General features: G+C 64.5%; 19 protein-coding genes. 17 read left to right on the top strand and 2 right to left on the bottom strand.

What is annotated here, in order from left to right; translation table 11 throughout:
* Positions 1-51: 51 nt before the first annotated feature.
* The 13 genes from glyQ (at position 52) to hprK (ending at position 12,364) form a co-directional block, all read left to right on the top strand.
* Positions 52-1,074, top strand: coding sequence for a glycine--tRNA ligase subunit alpha (gene glyQ, locus B3H47_RS10305; RefSeq protein WP_286986932.1), 1,023 nt, complete (start codon positions 52-54; stop codon positions 1,072-1,074).
* Between the two features lie 63 nt (positions 1,075-1,137).
* Positions 1,138-3,255, top strand: a complete 2,118-nt coding sequence (gene glyS, locus B3H47_RS10310) for a glycine--tRNA ligase subunit beta (RefSeq protein ID WP_286986933.1) — start codon at positions 1,138-1,140, stop codon at positions 3,253-3,255.
* 26 nt (positions 3,256-3,281) lie between these two features.
* The gene (gmhB, locus tag B3H47_RS10315; RefSeq protein WP_013104179.1) at positions 3,282-3,869 is read left to right on the top strand and encodes a D-glycero-beta-D-manno-heptose 1,7-bisphosphate 7-phosphatase; all 588 of its coding nucleotides are present in this window, start codon (positions 3,282-3,284) and stop codon (positions 3,867-3,869) included.
* A 10-nt stretch (positions 3,870-3,879) separates the two neighbouring features.
* On the top strand, positions 3,880-4,617 hold the full coding sequence (locus B3H47_RS10320; protein WP_286986934.1) for a lysophospholipid acyltransferase family protein: 738 nt from the start codon (positions 3,880-3,882) through the stop codon (positions 4,615-4,617).
* A complete protein-coding gene (locus B3H47_RS10325) occupies positions 4,604-5,488 on the top strand; it encodes a M48 family metallopeptidase (RefSeq protein ID WP_286986935.1) in 885 nt (294 codons plus the stop codon). The genes B3H47_RS10320 and B3H47_RS10325 overlap by 14 nt, the downstream gene beginning before the upstream one ends.
* Before the next feature lie 26 nt (positions 5,489-5,514).
* Positions 5,515-6,957 carry a cardiolipin synthase gene (gene cls / locus B3H47_RS10330; RefSeq protein WP_286986936.1) on the top strand — a complete coding sequence of 481 codons (1,443 nt, stop codon included), beginning with the start codon at positions 5,515-5,517 and terminating at the stop codon, positions 6,955-6,957.
* Positions 6,958-7,035: 78 nt separating this feature from the next.
* Complete coding sequence (gene gloA, locus B3H47_RS10335) at positions 7,036-7,425, top strand: lactoylglutathione lyase (RefSeq protein ID WP_013104183.1); 390 nt, start codon at positions 7,036-7,038, stop codon at positions 7,423-7,425.
* A gap of 57 nt (positions 7,426-7,482) precedes the next feature.
* A complete protein-coding gene (locus B3H47_RS10340; protein ID WP_276732164.1) occupies positions 7,483-7,815 on the top strand; it encodes a DMT family transporter in 333 nt (110 codons plus the stop codon).
* Between the two features lie 143 nt (positions 7,816-7,958).
* Positions 7,959-8,759 (top strand): hypothetical protein, encoded by an 801-nt coding sequence (locus B3H47_RS10345; protein ID WP_013121854.1) that lies wholly within the window; start codon positions 7,959-7,961, stop codon positions 8,757-8,759.
* Between the two features lie 61 nt (positions 8,760-8,820).
* Positions 8,821-9,852, top strand: a complete 1,032-nt coding sequence (locus B3H47_RS10350) for a substrate-binding domain-containing protein (RefSeq protein WP_013121855.1) — start codon at positions 8,821-8,823, stop codon at positions 9,850-9,852.
* Positions 9,853-10,367: 515 nt separating this feature from the next.
* The gene (hpf, locus tag B3H47_RS10355) at positions 10,368-10,700 is read left to right on the top strand and encodes a ribosome hibernation-promoting factor, HPF/YfiA family (RefSeq protein WP_286731621.1); all 333 of its coding nucleotides are present in this window, start codon (positions 10,368-10,370) and stop codon (positions 10,698-10,700) included.
* Between the two features lie 128 nt (positions 10,701-10,828).
* A complete protein-coding gene (ptsN, locus tag B3H47_RS10360) occupies positions 10,829-11,299 on the top strand; it encodes a PTS IIA-like nitrogen regulatory protein PtsN (RefSeq protein WP_013104189.1) in 471 nt (156 codons plus the stop codon).
* 111 nt (positions 11,300-11,410) lie between these two features.
* A complete protein-coding gene (hprK, locus tag B3H47_RS10365; protein WP_286986937.1) occupies positions 11,411-12,364 on the top strand; it encodes an HPr(Ser) kinase/phosphatase in 954 nt (317 codons plus the stop codon).
* 48 nt (positions 12,365-12,412) lie between these two features.
* Here the strand turns inward: hprK and fur are convergent, their stop codons facing one another.
* The gene (gene fur, locus B3H47_RS10370; RefSeq protein ID WP_013104191.1) at positions 12,413-12,895 is read right to left on the bottom strand and encodes a ferric iron uptake transcriptional regulator; all 483 of its coding nucleotides are present in this window, start codon (positions 12,893-12,895) and stop codon (positions 12,413-12,415) included.
* Positions 12,896-13,036: 141 nt separating this feature from the next.
* Between fur and B3H47_RS10375 the strand changes: the two genes are divergently transcribed.
* Genes B3H47_RS10375 through B3H47_RS10390 form a run of 4 tightly spaced genes read left to right on the top strand, consistent with a single transcriptional unit; the run spans position 13,037 to position 15,601 of the window.
* Positions 13,037-13,636, top strand: coding sequence for an outer membrane protein assembly factor BamE (locus B3H47_RS10375; protein WP_286986938.1), 600 nt, complete (start codon positions 13,037-13,039; stop codon positions 13,634-13,636).
* Positions 13,637-13,659: 23 nt separating this feature from the next.
* Positions 13,660-14,481 (top strand): 4-hydroxy-tetrahydrodipicolinate reductase, encoded by an 822-nt coding sequence (dapB, locus tag B3H47_RS10380; RefSeq protein ID WP_286986939.1) that lies wholly within the window; start codon positions 13,660-13,662, stop codon positions 14,479-14,481.
* A gap of 7 nt (positions 14,482-14,488) precedes the next feature.
* Complete coding sequence (locus tag B3H47_RS10385) at positions 14,489-15,142, top strand: MotA/TolQ/ExbB proton channel family protein (RefSeq protein ID WP_013104194.1); 654 nt, start codon at positions 14,489-14,491, stop codon at positions 15,140-15,142.
* Between the two features lie 12 nt (positions 15,143-15,154).
* A complete protein-coding gene (locus B3H47_RS10390) occupies positions 15,155-15,601 on the top strand; it encodes an ExbD/TolR family protein (RefSeq protein WP_286986940.1) in 447 nt (148 codons plus the stop codon).
* 6 nt (positions 15,602-15,607) lie between these two features.
* On the opposite strand, the gene B3H47_RS10395 is transcribed toward B3H47_RS10390, so the two are convergent.
* Positions 15,608-15,946 carry a c-type cytochrome gene (locus tag B3H47_RS10395; protein WP_286986941.1) on the bottom strand — a complete coding sequence of 113 codons (339 nt, stop codon included), beginning with the start codon at positions 15,944-15,946 and terminating at the stop codon, positions 15,608-15,610.
* Positions 15,947-16,055: the final 109 nt, after the last annotated feature.

Consider the following 16,055-nt stretch of genomic DNA (forward strand, 5'->3'; position numbering starts at 1 on the left):
CGTTGCGTAGCGGCGGGTTTCTACAATGGCGCCTTCTTTAAGGCCGATTCCATGCGCACCTTTCAAGACCTCATACTCACCCTGCAAACCTATTGGGCCCGGCAGGGCTGTGCCGTTCTTCAGCCCTACGACATGGAAGTGGGCGCCGGCACCAGCCACACCGCCACCTTTTTGCGCGCCCTCGGCCCCGAGCCGTGGAAGGCCGCCTATGTGCAGCCCAGCCGTCGCCCGAAAGATGGCCGCTACGGCGACAACCCCAACCGGCTGCAGCATTACTACCAGTTTCAGGTGGTGCTCAAACCCGCGCCCGACAACATCCTCGATCTCTATCTCGGCAGTCTGCAGGCGCTGGGCTTCGACCTGAAGACCAACGATATCCGCTTCGTTGAAGACGACTGGGAGAACCCCACGCTGGGCGCCTGGGGGCTGGGCTGGGAGGTCTGGCTCAACGGCATGGAAGTCACCCAGTTCACCTATTTCCAGCAGGTCGGCGGCATCGACTGCAAGCCGCTGACCGGCGAGATCACCTACGGCCTGGAGCGCCTGGCCATGTATTTGCAGGGCGTGCAGAGCGTGTATGACCTCGTCTGGACCGAAACCGAGGTCGCCGGTGAAGCGGCTGCCCCCACGCCCGCGCGAGCGGGCTCTGCCCCCCCAGGGGGCGCGAGCGCCTTGGGGCGGCCCGGCGGCGCTCGTACCCTTCTCAAATACGGCGACGTGTTCCACCAGAACGAAGTCGAGCAGAGCGCCTACAACTTCGAGCACAGTGACGTGGACTTTCTGCTGACCGCCTTTGCCGCGCATGAAAAGCAGGCCAAGGCGCTGATGGCCGCGCAACTGGCGCTGCCCGCTTACGAACAGGTGCTCAAAGCGGCGCACAGCTTCAATCTGCTCGACGCTCGCGGCGCGATTTCCGTCACCGAACGCGCCGCCTACATCGGCCGCATTCGCAACTTGGCGCGCGGCGTGGCGCAGGAATACCTCGACAGCCGCGCCCGTCTGGGTTTCCCGCTGGCGCCCCGCGCCTGGGCAGACGAAGTCTCTGCCCAGCTCGCCCAGAAGAAAGCCGCCTGACGTCTGCCGCACGCCGTGCCCGCGCTGCTGTCGCGGGGCGGCGGCGGCCTGCAATTGCCCGCCATGAACCCACAGAACCTGCTTGTCGAACTCTTCGTTGAAGAACTGCCGCCCAAGGCGCTGCCCGCGCTGGGCGAGTCCTTCGCCCGCACCCTGGCCGCGAGTCTGCAGTCTCAGGGACTGGCCGCATCTGACGTCGAGCCGACGCCCTACGCCAGCCCGCGCCGACTGGCCGTGCGCATCCCCGCCGTTGCTGCCAAGGCGGCCGACAAGGCCGTGGCGCAGAAGCTCATGCCCGTGGCCGTGGGGCTGGATGCCGAAGGCAAGCCTACCCCGGCCTTGCTCAAAAAGCTCGGCGCGCTGGGCCTGGGTGCCGACGCCGCCCCCCGCCTGCGGCGCGAAGGCGAGGGCAAAGCCGAAACCCTGTTCATCGACACCGTGGCGCCCGGCGCCTCACTGGCCGAGGGCCTGCAGAAAGCGCTGGCCGAGGCCATCGCCAAACTGCCCATCCCCAAGGTGATGGCCTACCAGTTGGAAGATGGCTGGACCACGGTGAAGTTCGTGCGTCCCGCGCATGGTCTGGTCGCCCTGCATGGCGCCGATGTCGTGCCGGTGCAGGCGCTGGGGCTGACGGCGGGACGCGAAACGCACGGCCATCGGTTTGAGGCTCAGTCCGATCCCATCGTGCTGCGCGACGCCGACAGCTACGCCGACCAACTGCGGGACGAAGGCGCCGTGATCGCCAGCTTCGACGCGCGCCGTGCCGAAATCGCGGCGCAGCTGCAGGCCGCCGCGCGACAGGCCGGGCCGGGTCTGCACCCCATCGACGATGCCGCGCTGCTCGACGAAGTCACCGCCCTGGTCGAGCGCCCGAACGTGCTGCTGTGCCAGTTCGATCCGGCCTTTCTCGCGGTGCCGCAGGAGTGCCTCATCCTCACGATGAAGGCCAACCAGAAATACTTTCCGCTGCTCGACGCGGCGGGCAAGCTGACCCACCGTTTCCTGGTCGTCAGCAATATCTCGCCGGCCGATCCCAGCGCGGTTATCGAAGGCAACGAGCGCGTGGTGCGCCCGCGCCTGGCCGATGCGCAATTCTTCTTCGAGCAAGACCGCAAGAAGCGCCTCGAAGACCGTGTGCCCGGCCTCGACAAGGTGGTCTATCACGCCAAGCTGGGCTCGCAGGGCGAACGCATGCGGCGGGTGCAGGCGCTCGCGGGGGGCATTGCCAGGCAGATTTCGCCGTCCTTTCCGGTCGAGCAGGCCGAGCGCGCCGCTCTGCTGGCCAAGACCGATCTGCTGACCGACATGGTCGGCGAGTTTCCCGAACTGCAGGGCGTCATGGGGCGTTACTACGCAGCGCATGATGGCGAAGATGCCTGGGTGGCCGAGGCTATCGAAGACCACTACAAGCCGCGTTTTTCTGGCGACGAACTCCCGCGCAGCGACGTGGGCTTTGCGCTGGCACTGGCCGACAAGACCGAAACCCTGGTCGGCCTGTTCGGCATCGGCGAACGCCCGACTGGCGACAAAGACCCGTTCGCGCTGCGTCGCCATGCGCTGGGCATTTTGCGCATGTTGATGGAGCGCGGCCAGGGCATCGAACTCTCGCGTTATTTGGAAAATGCCGTGCCGGTGTTCAGCGGCGTGGCCGGGTTTTTAGACCCCAGCGCCGATGTGCAGACCTTCCTTTACGACCGTCTGGCCAACCTGCTGCGCGAGCAGGGCTGGACGGCGCAGGAGGTGGACGCGGTGCTGGCGCTCAGTCCGCAAATTCTGGCCGATGTGCCGCGCCGCCTGGAAGCGGTGCGCGCCTTCGCCGCCTTGCCAGAAGCCGCCGCGCTGGCCGCGGCCAATAAACGGGTGGGGAATATTCTGCGCAAATCCGAAGGCGCGAAACACGGCAGCGGCTTCAACGCCGAGCTGCTGGTCGAGCCCGCTGAAATCGCCTTGTCGCAAGCCTTGAATGCCGTGGCGCCGCAGGTGCAGCAGCTTTACGCGGCAGGCGACTACACCGCCGCGCTCAAGATGCTCGCCGCGCTGAAAGTCCCGGTGGACACCTTCTTCGACCAGGTGATGGTCAACGCCGAAGACCCCGCGCTGCGCGCCAACCGCTTGGCCCTGTTGGCGCGGCTGCAGGAGGCAATGAACCAGGTGGCCGATTTGTCGCGTCTTGCGGCCTGAGTCCCATCCTGCACGACAATCACGGCATGAAACTGCTCATCCTCGACCGCGACGGCGTCATCAACCAAGACAGCGACGATTTCATCAAGTCGCCCGACGAGTGGGTGCCCATTCCCGGCAGCCTGGAGGCCATTGCCCGGCTGAACCACGAGGGCTGGCATGTGGCGGTGGCCACCAATCAGTCGGGCATTGGGCGGGGCCTGTTCGACATGAGCACGCTCAACGCCATCCATCGCAAAATGCACAAAGCGCTGGCGGCGGTGGGCGGGCGCATCGACGCCATTTTCTTCTGCCCGCACGCGCCGGAAGATCACTGCAGCTGCCGTAAACCCAAGCCCGGCTTGTTCCAAGACATCGCCCGTCGCTACGAGCTTGAGAATCTCCAAGGCGTGCCTTCGGTGGGCGACAGCGTGCGTGATTTGCAGGCCGGTGAACCGCTGGGGTGCGGGCTGCATCTGGTGCGCACCGGCAAAGGCGAGCGTCTGGCCGATCTGGGCAATCTGCCCGCGGGCACCCGGGTGCACGACGATCTGGCGGCCTTCGCCGCCTGGCTGCTGGAACAACCCAAGGCGAAGTCTGAAAAGACCTCCGACAAGACGCCAGACCCGGCGTGACCGAGCTGCCATGCGTTTTTTCCGTTCTCTGCTTTACATGGCGTGGCTGATCGTGACGGTGGTGCCTTACGCGGTCATCGTGGTGATTCTGTCCATTTTCATTCGTGGCACGCGGCTGTATCGCTTCACCCTGGGTTGGGTGCATCTGTCGGTCTGGGGTGCGCGCGTGATTTGCGGCATACGCAGCCATATCACCGGCATGGAGAACCTGCCAGACGGCCCGGTCATCCTGCTGTCCAAGCATCAATCAGCCTGGGAAACGCTGGCCTTTCCGCTGATCATGCCGCGTCCGCTGGCCTATGTGTTCAAGCGCGAGCTGCTCTATGTGCCGTTTTTCGGCTGGGCGCTGGGGCGGCTGGACATGGTGCACATCGACCGCAGCAAGCGTGCCGAAGCGTTCGGCCGGGTGGAAAAACAGGGCGGCCGGATTCTCAAGCAGGGCAACTGGATCATCATGTTCCCCGAAGGCACGCGCACTGCGCGCGGCGAGCAGGGCGTCTATAAAACAGGCGGCACGCGGCTGGCCATCGCCACCGGCGCGCAGGTGGTGCCCATCGCCGTGACTTCGGCGCGCTGCTGGCCGCGCCAGGCCTTCATCAAAACCCCCGGCGTGGTGGACGTGTCCATCGGCAAACCCATTTCGCCCGAAGGCCGCAAGCCCGCCGAAATGATGGCCGAGGTCGAACGATGGATCGAGGCCGAAATGCGCCGTCTCGATCCGCAGGCCTACGCGCATGCCCCGCGCTGAGTCTTCCGGCCGCGCCGCCTTGCCCGGCTCGGCGCAACTGGGTTTGTTCGACTGGGACGAGCCGACGCCCGCCCCCGCCCCTATCGCCGCCTCGGCGCCTGAAGTCGCGGTGAGCTCATCCCCAGGTTCGTCGCCGGTCTCAATACCCCGCGCTGGCGTGCCGACGCAGCGATATGACGACGGCATCCACCGTTTTGACTGGTCGCTTCATCGCGCCGCCCGCCGCACCCTGGCGCTGCGGGTGGACGACCGCGGCGTCAGCCTGCATGCCCCGCGCCTGGCCAGCGGCGCGTCCATCGCCCAGTTTCTGCAGCAGCACGCCGCCTGGGTGCAGCGCAAGCTGCGACAGCGCGAACAGCGTCTGCAGGCGCTGCAGGCCGCGCGCATCGAGTGGGCCGATGGCGGCCGCATCCCTTATCTCGGCCAGCACCTCACTCTGCGGCTGCGCGGCGCCAGCCAGTTGCAGTGGGACGAAGCCCGCGCCGAACTTCACCTGCCCCTGCCGCAAGGCAGCAGCGCGCAGCAGGTGCGCGACAGCGTGGCCGCCTGGCTGCAGCGACAGGCGCTGGGACTGTTCACCGCGCGGGTGGCGCACTTCGCCGCCCAGCTCGGGGTGCGTGTGACGGCGGTGAAACTCAGCGCCGCCACCACCCGCTGGGGCAGCGCCAAAAGCGACGGCAGCATCCGCCTGCATTGGCGTCTGTTGCACTTCAGCCCGCAACTGGTCGATTACGTGGTGGCGCACGAAGTGGCGCATCTGCGCGAAATGAACCACAGCCCGCGCTTCTGGGCGCATGTGGGCAGCCTCTATCCCGAGTATCGTCAGGCGCGCCAGCATTTGCGACAGGCCGCCCTGCCGCCGTGGGAGTGAGCGGGAGTGAGCCCGGCTAGCTTCGCATGACGCCCCTGCTCTTCCTGCTGCTGCACCTCACGCTGACGTTGACCTGCGCGGCGCATGTGCTGCTGCGCGCGCATCGTCAGCCCGAGTCGCGGGTGGCCTGGTTGCTCATGCTGGTGGCCTTTCCCTACCTCGGCGTTCTGGCCTATCTGTTGTTTGGCACGACCCAGATCGGCCGCCGACGGGCCGAGCGGCTGAGCGCCGTCGCCCGCGGTCTGCCCCGCCCTGAAACCGCCCCCGGTTGGCCGACAAACGCCGCGCTGCCGCCCGACCAAGACGCGCCGCTGTTCCGCCTCGGCACGTCGATCAGCGGTTACTTGGCGGTCGGCGGCAACCGAGCCGAACTGATGGCCGACTCGAACGCCGCCATCGCCCGCATCGTGGCCGACATCGACGCGGCGCAGTACAGCGTGCACCTGCTCTTCTATATCTGGCTGGACGATGGCAACGGCCGCCGCGTGGCCGATGCCCTGCGCCGCGCCGCCGCGCGCGGCGTGAGCTGCCGCGCCCTGGTGGACGACCTCGGATCGCACGCGTTCATCCGCAGCGCGCAGTGGCCTGCGCTGGTCGCCGCTGGCGTGCAGGTGCTGCGGGCGCTGCCCGTGGGCAATCCGCTGCTGCGCGCGCTGCGGGGTCGCATCGACCTGCGCAATCACCGCAAGATCGTCGTCATCGACAACCGCCTGAGCTACAGCGGCAGCCAGAACTGCGCCGACCCCGCCTTCCTGCCCAAGGCGAAATACGGCCCCTGGGTCGATCTGTTCGTGCGCTTCGAAGGCCCGGTGGTGCGCCAGAACCAGCACCTCTTCGCCACGGACTGGATGGGCAACGACGGCGACGACCTCACCGCCCTGCTGGTCGAGCCCTTGCCGCAAATCCAAAACGGTCAAGACGGCTTCGTGGCCCAGGTCATCGCCACCGGCCCCACCGACCGAAGGGCCGCCATGCCCGAACTGTTCGAGTCGCTCATCTTCGCCGCGCGGCATGAGCTGGTCATCACCACGCCGTATTACGTGCCCGTGCCCGCGCTGCAGGCCGCGCTGTGCGCCGCGGCCAACCGCGGCGTGTCGGCCACGCTCATCCTCCCCGCCCGCAACGACGACTTCGCCGTGGCTGCCACTTCGCGCAGCCATTACCGCGCCCTGCTCGAAGCCGGGGTGCGCATTTACGAGTTCAGTCCCGGGTTGCTGCACACCAAGTCCATCACCGTAGACGGCCATCTCAGCCTCATCGGCTCGGCCAATATGGACCGGCGCAGCTTTGACCTGAACTACGAAAACAACATCCTGCTGCTCGACACCGCGATCACCGCGGCATTACGCGAAAGGCAGGAGCAGTATCTCGCCAGTAGCCGCCGCATCACCCTGGACGAAGTGGCCGCCTGGAGCGCGCCCAGGCAACTGTGGCAGAACGCTCTGGCCATCGTCGGCCCCATTCTGTAGGTCGAGTCACGCTGCCGCGAGCGCGTCGCCCGACCGCGCGCTACGCTTTGGAGCCCGATCTTTTTCACAGGATTTCTCATGCGTTTTCTCCACACCATGCTGCGCGTCGGCGATCTGCAGCGCTCCATCGATTTCTACACCCAGGTCATCGGCATGAAGCTGCTGCGCACCACCGACCGCCCCGAGCAGAAATACAGCCTGGCCTTTCTCGGCTTCGAGCCCAACCCGGCGCAGGCCGAGCTGGAGCTGACCTACAACTACGGCGTCGATCACTACGACCTGGGCACCGCCTACGGCCACATCGCTCTGGGCGTGGACGACGCGGCCGCGGCCTGCGCACGCATCAAGGCAGCCGGTGGCAAGGTCACCCGCGAGGCCGGCCCGGTCGCCGGGGGCAGCACCATCATCGCCTTCGTGCAAGACCCGGACGGCTACAAGATCGAGCTGATTCAGCACGGTACGTTGTGAGCCGGGCAGGCGCCGCATCCGGCCGAAGCTGACACGTCCGGCCGCTATGCTCGTTCCATGCAATCCTGGTTATTTCTGTTCGGCGCGATAGCGGCCGAGGTGATCGGCACCACTGCGCTCAAAGCCACGCACGGCTTCACGCGTCTGGCCCCTTCGGTGGTGGTCGTGGCGGCCTACACCCTGGCGTTTTACCTGCTGTCACGCACCATGCAGACCATCCCGATGAGCATTTCCTACGCCGTCTGGTCGGGCGTGGGCATCGTGCTCATCACCCTGATCGGCTATGTGGTTTATCACCAGTCGCTCGACTTGCCCGCGCTCGTCGGGCTGGGGCTGATTCTCGCCGGGGTGCTGGTCATCCACCTGTTCTCAAAATCGGTGGCGCATTAAGCCCCAAGGCGGACAGTCGCGGCTGAAATCTATCGATTCGATCGATGCATATGATTTCAAATAATCGTTTGTCTTTATGAATTCGGCCTCATAAGCTCTGGGTCAACGCGGGTTTTCCCGCGCATGTCATAAGGAGCTTTTGTATGTCGACTCACAGTCCCGTTCAACCGTCGCGCCGCCTGGCGCTGCAATCCACTCTCGTTGCGGGCCTCGGCCTGACGGCGCTGGGCGCAAAAACGGCCCAGGCCGCTTCGGCGCAAGAGCGCTTCATGCCGCAAGGCGCCAGCACGCTGGCCGAGCTCGGCAAAAAACTGGCCGCCGCCCCGCGTCGCCGCGACTTCAAGACCACGCAAATGGTCCTGGAAAACCGCGACGAGTGGGATGCCGAGGCCCTTGATCTGGTGCTGGCCTACGCCGGTCAGCCCAAGCAAGTGTGGAACAACACCAATCTGGAGGGGCCGTGGCTCAATCTCATGCGCAACGCGATGAACGCGCAGATCTGGTCGTTCAAGCATCCCGATTTTCTGGCCGTCTCGGCCACGCACGGCTCGGCGCACCTCGCGTTGTATGACGATGCGCTGTGGGCCAAATACCAGTTGGGCAGCCTGACCAAGGGCAAGGCCAAGACCAATACCTGGATCAAGACTTCTCTCGCTGCCGATGCCGACCCCAAATCGGTCGAAGACCCTAAGGGCGTGTATTCCCCGGCCGACAACAGCATCACCGTGCTGCAAGAGCGCGGCGCCGTGTTTCTGGCCTGCCACAACGCCATCTGGGAACTCACCGGGCATCTGCACGCCATCGGTCACAACCCCGACAAGGTCTCGCACGCGCAGATGGCTGCCGAATTCACCAACCATCTGATCCCCGGCGCCGTGCTCACGCCCGGCATCGTGGGCACGCTGGTCGAGCTTGAAAACGCGGGCTATCGCTACGCCGGTTGAGCGTTCGCTGCGTACCCGGCCGCCTCAATCCATCCCTCGAAACCTATAAAAGGAGACTTTCATGCGTCGTATCCCTCTCGCCACAGGCACCCCCTTGCTGGCCGCGCTGCTGCTGGCCCTGCCGGTGCTCGCCAAGGCACAACAGGTGCAACAGGCCGACACCGGCTGGCAGGGCAAAGTCCATGCCCCGCAATACAAGGAAACCATCTTCCCGCCCTGGCAGCACGGCGCCAACAACCCCGCGCTGAACAAGGGCCTGGAATTCACCGTTCCGGAGGTCAACGATCTGCCCGACTTTCACGGCGATCTCGATCATCCCAAGCTGGTGATCTTCGTCGCCGGTAACTACTACTTCGCCATGGCGCCGCTGGTGCAGGCCTTCGAGAAAGAGCATCCCGACTTCAAGGGCCGTGTGTTCTACGAAACCCTGCCCCCCGGCATTCTGCTCAAGCAGATGAAGGCGGGCGGCACGATCACCGTGGGCAATATGACCTGGACGGTCAAGCCCGATGTGTATGCCGCTGGGCTGAAAAAGATCGAGGCCGGGATTCACGACGGCGTGCTCACCGGCAAAGCCATTTCCTATGTGAGTAACGACCTCACCATCATGGTGCCCAAAGGCAATCCGGCGCACATCACCGGGCTGGCCGATCTGGGCAAGCCGGGCGTCACCCTGTCCATGCCCAATCCCGCCTGGGAAGGCGTGGCGCGGCAGATCGAGGCCTCGCTGAAAAAGGCCGGGGGCGATGCGCTGGAACAGGCGGTCTATGACACCAAGGTGAAGAATGGCGAGACCACGCTCACCCACATCCACCATCGCCAGACGCCGCTTTATCTCATGCAGGGCGTGGCGCAGGCCGGTGTGACCTGGAAGTCAGAAGCCATCTTCCAGGAACAGGCGGGTCACCCCATCAGCAACGTGCCCATTCCCGCCGATCAAAACACCACGGCGATTTACGCCGCCGCAGTGGTCAAGGGCGCCGCGCACCCGAAGGCCGGTCTGATGTGGGCGGAATTCCTGCGCTCCCCCACGGCGCTGAAAATTTTTGAGCGCTACGACTTCAAGCCGGTGTCGGCCCACAAGCCCGGCTGAGCAGGCTCTCCAGAAATTCGCTGGGCCGCCCCCAGAGTTTCTTGCCCCTTGAGAGCGCCCCCAGACCTGCCGCGTTCGCGTCAGGCCCCCCGAGGGGGATGAGAAAACTTGGGGCGGCCCGGCGTTTTCTCATGAGGGAGATCCGAGCGTAGCGACGGATTTCGGGGTGGGCCCCATTTCATAAATTGGCTCTTCATGCGCCCCCGCCGCAAGGCCGGGGCGATTTTTTCGTCTCGTGCAGTGCGTCCGCCTCACTGGGGCCGGCAAAGTGTGAGCCTTCAAGTGTGAACATTTCCACGTTTTGGCGACTGTCAGCAAAAACCCGGTGAAGAGATCGGGAGTGGGCTTGATTTTGGCGGGGGGCGGTAGCACACTGAATCTGACAGATCAATCACAACCGCGCACCGGACAAGCGCCGCAGCGCACAACACAGGAGATCGAGCCACCCTACACACCGTCCCGGCAAGGCGCCTAGCCCTGCTGTTTCTTTTCTTTCCGAAATCAGGAGCCTCACTATGAATCTGACCATCAGCGGCCACCATTTGGATGTCACCCCCTCCCTGCGCAGTTACGTCGAAACCAAGCTCGATCGCGTGGTGCGGCACTTCGATCAAGTGGTGAATGTGAACGTGCTACTCAGTGTGGAAAAACTCAAAGAAAAGGAAAAGCGCCAACATGCCGAATGCAATCTGATGGTCAAGGGCAAATCGATCTTCTGCGAAAGCCAGCACGAAGACCTCTACGCGGCCATCGACACCTTGGTCGATAAGCTGGACCGGCAGGTGGTGGAGCACAAGAACCGCTTGCGCGATCACCAGGCCACTGCGGGCAAACACTTGGCGAGTTGATCGCTATTCACTGATGTTTGCCCTTGCCGCGAATCCGCAACGGAGTTTCCGGGCGGGATTCGCGACAAGGGCGAACTGCCGCAAAACCCGTTTAAACTCGCTGTCCTCTTTGGCCCAAGCGTGATCCCATGAACCGTCTTGCCCAGATTTTGCCGCCGACCCATGTGCAACTCGACGTGGACGTCAGCAGCAAAAAACGCGCGTTTGAATACGCCGGACTGCTGTTTGAAAACAGCCTTGGACTCAACCGGGCGCTGATTACCGACAATCTGTTCGCCCGCGAGCGGCTGGGCTCCACCGGGCTCGGTCAGGGCGTGGCGATTCCGCATGGGCGCATCAAAGGGCTCAAGCAACCGAGCGCCGCTGTCATTCGCCTGCGTCAGCCCATCGCCTTCGAGGCGCCGGACAACCAGCCGGTGTCACTGTTGGTGGTGTTGCTGGTGCCCGAAAGCGCGAATGCCAAGCACCTCGAGCTGCTGTCGGCCATCGCAGAAATGCTCTCCGATACCGATCTGCGCGAACAACTCCTGAGCGAGGCCGACGCCGCCGTGCTGCACCACCGCATCAGCGCCTGGGCGCCTTTGCAAACCGCAGCATGAGCCTCGGTGGCGTCATCAGAGGCGTCATCAGTGGCCTCATCAGGGGTGCCGCAAGACACTGCCACCCGCGCCGCAGGCCCGACACAGTCGCCATGATCTTCCCCGCCTGATTTGAAAGCTTCCACCCTCGCCGCCGAACGCCTGTTCGAGGCCAATGCCGCGCAGCTCATGTGGCAATGGATCGCCGGGCAGAGCAACCCCGAGCGTCGCTTCGACATGGCCGCCGTCGAGGGGGCGACTTCCGGCGCCGATCTGGTGGGGTATCTGAATTACATCCACCCCTTTCGCGTACAGATCCTGGGCTGGCGCGAGGTTGATTACCTCAACAACTCCAACCAGGAAGACCGTCTGCGGCGCATACGCCGCATCATCGGCCTGGAGCCGCCGGCGCTGGTGCTGGCAGACGGCAAGGAGCCGCCGCCCTGTCTGATCGACGAGTGCAATGCGGCGCAGGTGCCGCTGTTTCGCACCGCGGAGACGGCCGCCTTCACCATCGACGTGCTGCGCGCCTATCTGTCCAAGCACTTCGCCAACCGCGTCACCCAGCACGGCGTGTTCATGGACATCCTCGGTCTGGGCGTGCTCATCACTGGCGAGTCCGGCCTGGGCAAGAGCGAGCTGGGGCTGGATCTCATCACGCGGGGTCACGGCCTGGTGGCCGATGATTGCGTGGACCTGCTGCGCGTGGCGCAGAACACCATCGAGGGCCGCTGTCCGCCGCTGTTGCAGAACCTGCTGGAAGTGCGCGGCATCGGTCTGCTCGATATCAAGACCATTTTTGGTGAGACCGCCGTGCGCCGCAAAATGCGGCTCAAGCTCATCTGCCACCTGATTCGCCGCGATGTGCTCGACCGCAACTTCGACCGTCTGCCCGCAGGCAATCTGGAAGAAGATGTGCTGGGTGTGCCGATTCGAAAGGTGATGATCCCGGTGGAAGCCGGGCGCAACCTCGGTGTGCTGGTCGAGTCAGCCGTGCGCAACACCATTCTGCAACTTCGGGGTATCGACACCCTGAACGAATTTCAGGAACGTCAGCGCCAAGCCATGCGCGATGGGGACGACTGAAGGGTGATTGAAGGGCGACGGATCGGGGCAACTGAGCGAACTTAAAGGCTACTCGCCGTGCTCTGGCGGACGTGCCGCAAGCGGCGTGTGATCCGCCTTGTTGTAGTGTGGGCAAGTGGTCTTTTTGGCGCAGCTCGCGTAGAGCGAGAGCGAATGTTCCTGCAACTCGAAGCCGTGTTCCGTGGCGATTTTTTTCTGCCGCCGCTCGATCTCGGGATCGAAAAACTCCACCACCCGACCGCAGTCCAGGCACACCAGATGGTCGTGGTGCGTGCCTTCGTTGATCTCGAACACCGACTTGCCCGACTCGAAGTTGCTGCGCAGCAAAATGCCGGCCTGCTCGAACTGGGTCAGCACGCGGTACACCGTGGCCAGACCAATGTCTTGCTGCTCGTCGAGCAGCACGCGGTACACATCTTCCGCCGTCATGTGGCGCTGCGTGCCCTTTTGAAAAATCTCCAGAATGCGCAGGCGCGGCTGAGTGACTTTCAGACCGGTATTGCGCAAACCTTGTGCATTGCTCTGAGCCATGGGGGAGAGGGCCGTATTCAGTAGAATGCGCCGATGTTAAACGACCCCGGCCGCGTTGACCACGCGAGAGTCCCGATGCGGTTTTACTCTGTTTTTCGTTTCTCTGAACACGCTTTTGCTCAGGCGTCCTCCCGGGCGGATTTGCGGCGAGGGCTTGCCACTGCGGCGCTGTGCTGCCTGACCTTGCTGGGCGGTTGCAGCACCACAACCACCCAGCACGATCTCACGTCGATATTCAAGCCCTACCGCGCCGATGTGATTCAGGGAAATTTCGTCTCGCGTGAAATGGCCGAGGAGCTCAAGCCCGGCATGACCAAGGAACAGGTGCAAGCCATCATGGGGACGCCCCTGCTCAAGACGGTCTTCAATCAGAACCGTTGGGAATATGTGTTCAGCCTGCGTCAGGGCTATCACGCCCCCATCGTGCGCCGCTACACCGTGTATTTCGACAAGGACGGCAAGATGGTGCGCGCCGACGGCGATCCGTTGCCTTCCGAGCAGGAGTTCGTCGCGCAGATCAACACCCTGCGCGATGGCGGCAGCAAACCCAAGTCGCTGACCGAGGCGCAGCTGCAGGCCGAAATCGCCGCTGCGGACAAGAAGTTTGCGCAAACCAAGCGTCCGCCTGCCGCCGCCTCGCAGCCCGGCAATCTGACGGTTTACGCACCGCCGGCCGAGATTGCCGAGTTGCAAAAGGCTGTGCCGCCCGCTGCGGCTTCCTCTTCCGCTGGCAATCCTTGACCTCTTTTGAGAGGCTTTCGCGCATGAGCACATCGTCTGCAGAAACGCATCGCATCGCCATTGCCGGCGCTAGCGGCCGCATGGGCCGCACGCTCGTCGAGGCCGTCCTGGCCGCGCCGGATTGCAGCATCGGCGCCGCGCTCGACATGCCGGGCAGCCCGGCGCTCGGTCAGGACGCCGGGGCTTTTGCCGGGGTGCATACCGGTGTGGCCATACGCTCCGATCTGTACGCCGCGCTGCAGCACGTCCGCTATTTCATCGACTTCACCCGGCCTGAAGGCACCATGGCGCATCTGGCCGCGTGCGAGGCGGCGGAGGTGGCCATGGTCATCGGCACCACGGGCTTCGACGAGGCGCAGCTCGCGCGCATCCGCATCGCATCGCAGCGCATCGCCATTGTCATGGCGCCCAATATGAGCATCGGCGTGAACGTGGTGTTCAAGCTGCTGGAGCAGGCGGCGCGCGCGCTGGCGCAGGGTTATGACATCGAGATCATCGAAGCCCATCATCGCCACAAGGTGGACGCGCCTTCGGGCACTGCGCTGAAAATGGGCGAGGTCGTCGCGGGCGCATTGGGGCGCGACCTCAAGCAATACGCCGTCTATGGCCGCGAAGGCGTCACCGGCGAACGCGACCCGTCCACCATCGGCTTCGCCACCGTGCGCGGCGGCGACATCGTGGGCGACCATACCGTGCTGTTCGCGGGCACCGGCGAGCGCATCGAAATCACCCACAAGTCGAGCAGCCGCGCCACTTACGCCCAGGGCAGCCTGCGCGCAGTGCGCTTTCTCGCCGCCCAATCCCACGGCCTGTTCGACATGCAGGACGTGCTGGGCTTGAACTGAGTCACCCATGGGAGGGCTCGCACAGTTCTGGCAGCAGGGTGACGCGCTCAGCCATCTGGTCGCGCTCGTGCTGCTGGCGATGTCGGTGGCGAGCTGGTTTGTCATTTTGTGGAAAGCGGCCCTGCTCTGGCGGGCCACGCGTCGTGTGCCCGCGGGCATTGCGGCGTATTGGGGCGCCGCGTCGCCCTTGCAGGCCGCAGCGGCAACGCAGAGTGCAGACCCCGACGGCCTGTCCAGCCTGATGGCCGAGACCGCCTCCAGGCTGGCGCGACCCGATACCGCGCATCGCTGGCAGTCGCATGAAGACCGCGTCACCCGCGAATTGCGCGAGGCTTTGCAGGCGGCGCAGCGGCGTCTGCAGGCGGGCCATGTGCTGCTGGCCAGTGTGGGCAGCACCGCCCCATTCGTCGGCCTGTTCGGCACGGTCTGGGGCATCTATCACGCCCTCACGGCCATTGCAGCGAGCGGACAGATCAGCGTGGACAAAGTGGCTGGGCCGGTAGGTGAAACGCTCATCATGACCGCAGCAGGTCTGGCCGTGGCCATTCCCGCCGTGCTGGCCTATAACGCGCTGAGCAAGCGGGCGCGCCGGGTGCAAGGTGCGCTCGAAGGGTTTGCGCACGATCTGCAGCGACTGCTGGCGGCCAGCCCCGTTCTTTGAATTACGCGCGCCATGAGCTTCGGCAGTTTTGATCAGGGCGACGAAGGCGAAGCAATGAGCGACATCAATATGACGCCGCTGATCGACGTCATGCTGGTGCTGCTGGTGATTTTCATCATCACCGCACCGCTGCTCTCCGGCAGTCTCAAGCTCGATCTGCCCAAGGTCGATGCTCCCGCCGCGCAACAAGCGCCAACGGTGCTGAATGTCGGACTGCGCAAGGATGGGCAACTTTATCTGGCCGACCAAACCATCACCCTGGCACAGCTCACGGCGCGCTTTACCACCGCCGCACAACAGTCGCCCAAGACCGAGGTGCACATCAGCGCCGACGCCGCCGTGCCCTACGGCGATGTCGCCCGGGTCATGGGCGCCGCGCAAAAAGCGGGCCTGAGCCGCATCGGCCTCATCACCCAGCCGCCTGCTGGAAGTATGCCCGGCGCGGCCTCGGCGCCCTAGCAGACCTTACTTGAACTTGTAGTAAGTCTGGTTGAGGTAGGCGGCGATGTCTTTCACCTCTTCCGGAAACAGGTCGTGGTTGAGCTGGGTGACGCACATCTGGGTGAACGCCATCAGTTGCTGCGGGTTGTGCACCTTGCGGTCGGCGCGGGTGTACATCGCCGAGGACGAGCCCATCATCCGCTGGGCATGACAGGCGGCGCATTTGAGATTGTCGTAATACTTCTGGCCCTGCGCGATATTGGCGCCGACGAACTGCGGCGGAACCGCCTCCGCAGCCTGCGCCAGTGGCCACGCCGCACCCAGCACAGCAAGCAGGCCGCAGGTGGCGAGGGCTCGCCGCATTTGTCGCATCGGTCGAATCATCGTTGTCTCCCTCGTTATTTGTTGAGACTTTAGTGTGCGGGTTGCGGCCGGGCTTGTCTACAGCAGCCCTGCTGCGTACAGGGGAAAC

It is taken from the genome of Thiomonas sp. UBA7699, assembly GCF_002482605.1.
GTDB lineage: Bacteria > Pseudomonadota > Gammaproteobacteria > Burkholderiales > Burkholderiaceae_C > Thiomonas > Thiomonas arsenitoxydans.

What these genes read in the sequence shown, in the direction of transcription:
- glyQ (WP_286986932.1), top strand. Translation starts at nt 52, where the DNA reads ATGCGCACCTTTCAAGACCTCATACTCACCCTGCAAACCTATTGGGCC.
- glyS (WP_286986933.1), top strand. Translation starts at nt 1,138, where the DNA reads ATGAACCCACAGAACCTGCTTGTCGAACTCTTCGTTGAAGAACTGCCG.
- gmhB (WP_013104179.1), top strand. Translation starts at nt 3,282, where the DNA reads ATGAAACTGCTCATCCTCGACCGCGACGGCGTCATCAACCAAGACAGC.
- B3H47_RS10320 (WP_286986934.1), top strand. Translation starts at nt 3,880, where the DNA reads ATGCGTTTTTTCCGTTCTCTGCTTTACATGGCGTGGCTGATCGTGACG.
- B3H47_RS10325 (WP_286986935.1), top strand. Translation starts at nt 4,604, where the DNA reads ATGCCCCGCGCTGAGTCTTCCGGCCGCGCCGCCTTGCCCGGCTCGGCG.
- cls (WP_286986936.1), top strand. Translation starts at nt 5,515, where the DNA reads ATGACGCCCCTGCTCTTCCTGCTGCTGCACCTCACGCTGACGTTGACC.
- gloA (WP_013104183.1), top strand. Translation starts at nt 7,036, where the DNA reads ATGCGTTTTCTCCACACCATGCTGCGCGTCGGCGATCTGCAGCGCTCC.
- B3H47_RS10340 (WP_276732164.1), top strand. Translation starts at nt 7,483, where the DNA reads ATGCAATCCTGGTTATTTCTGTTCGGCGCGATAGCGGCCGAGGTGATC.
- B3H47_RS10345 (WP_013121854.1), top strand. Translation starts at nt 7,959, where the DNA reads ATGTCGACTCACAGTCCCGTTCAACCGTCGCGCCGCCTGGCGCTGCAA.
- B3H47_RS10350 (WP_013121855.1), top strand. Translation starts at nt 8,821, where the DNA reads ATGCGTCGTATCCCTCTCGCCACAGGCACCCCCTTGCTGGCCGCGCTG.
- hpf (WP_286731621.1), top strand. Translation starts at nt 10,368, where the DNA reads ATGAATCTGACCATCAGCGGCCACCATTTGGATGTCACCCCCTCCCTG.
- ptsN (WP_013104189.1), top strand. Translation starts at nt 10,829, where the DNA reads ATGAACCGTCTTGCCCAGATTTTGCCGCCGACCCATGTGCAACTCGAC.
- fur (WP_013104191.1), bottom strand. Translation starts at nt 12,895, where the DNA reads ATGGCTCAGAGCAATGCACAAGGTTTGCGCAATACCGGTCTGAAAGTC.
- dapB (WP_286986939.1), top strand. Translation starts at nt 13,660, where the DNA reads ATGAGCACATCGTCTGCAGAAACGCATCGCATCGCCATTGCCGGCGCT.
- B3H47_RS10385 (WP_013104194.1), top strand. Translation starts at nt 14,489, where the DNA reads ATGGGAGGGCTCGCACAGTTCTGGCAGCAGGGTGACGCGCTCAGCCAT.
- B3H47_RS10390 (WP_286986940.1), top strand. Translation starts at nt 15,155, where the DNA reads ATGAGCTTCGGCAGTTTTGATCAGGGCGACGAAGGCGAAGCAATGAGC.
- B3H47_RS10395 (WP_286986941.1), bottom strand. Translation starts at nt 15,946, where the DNA reads ATGCGGCGAGCCCTCGCCACCTGCGGCCTGCTTGCTGTGCTGGGTGCG.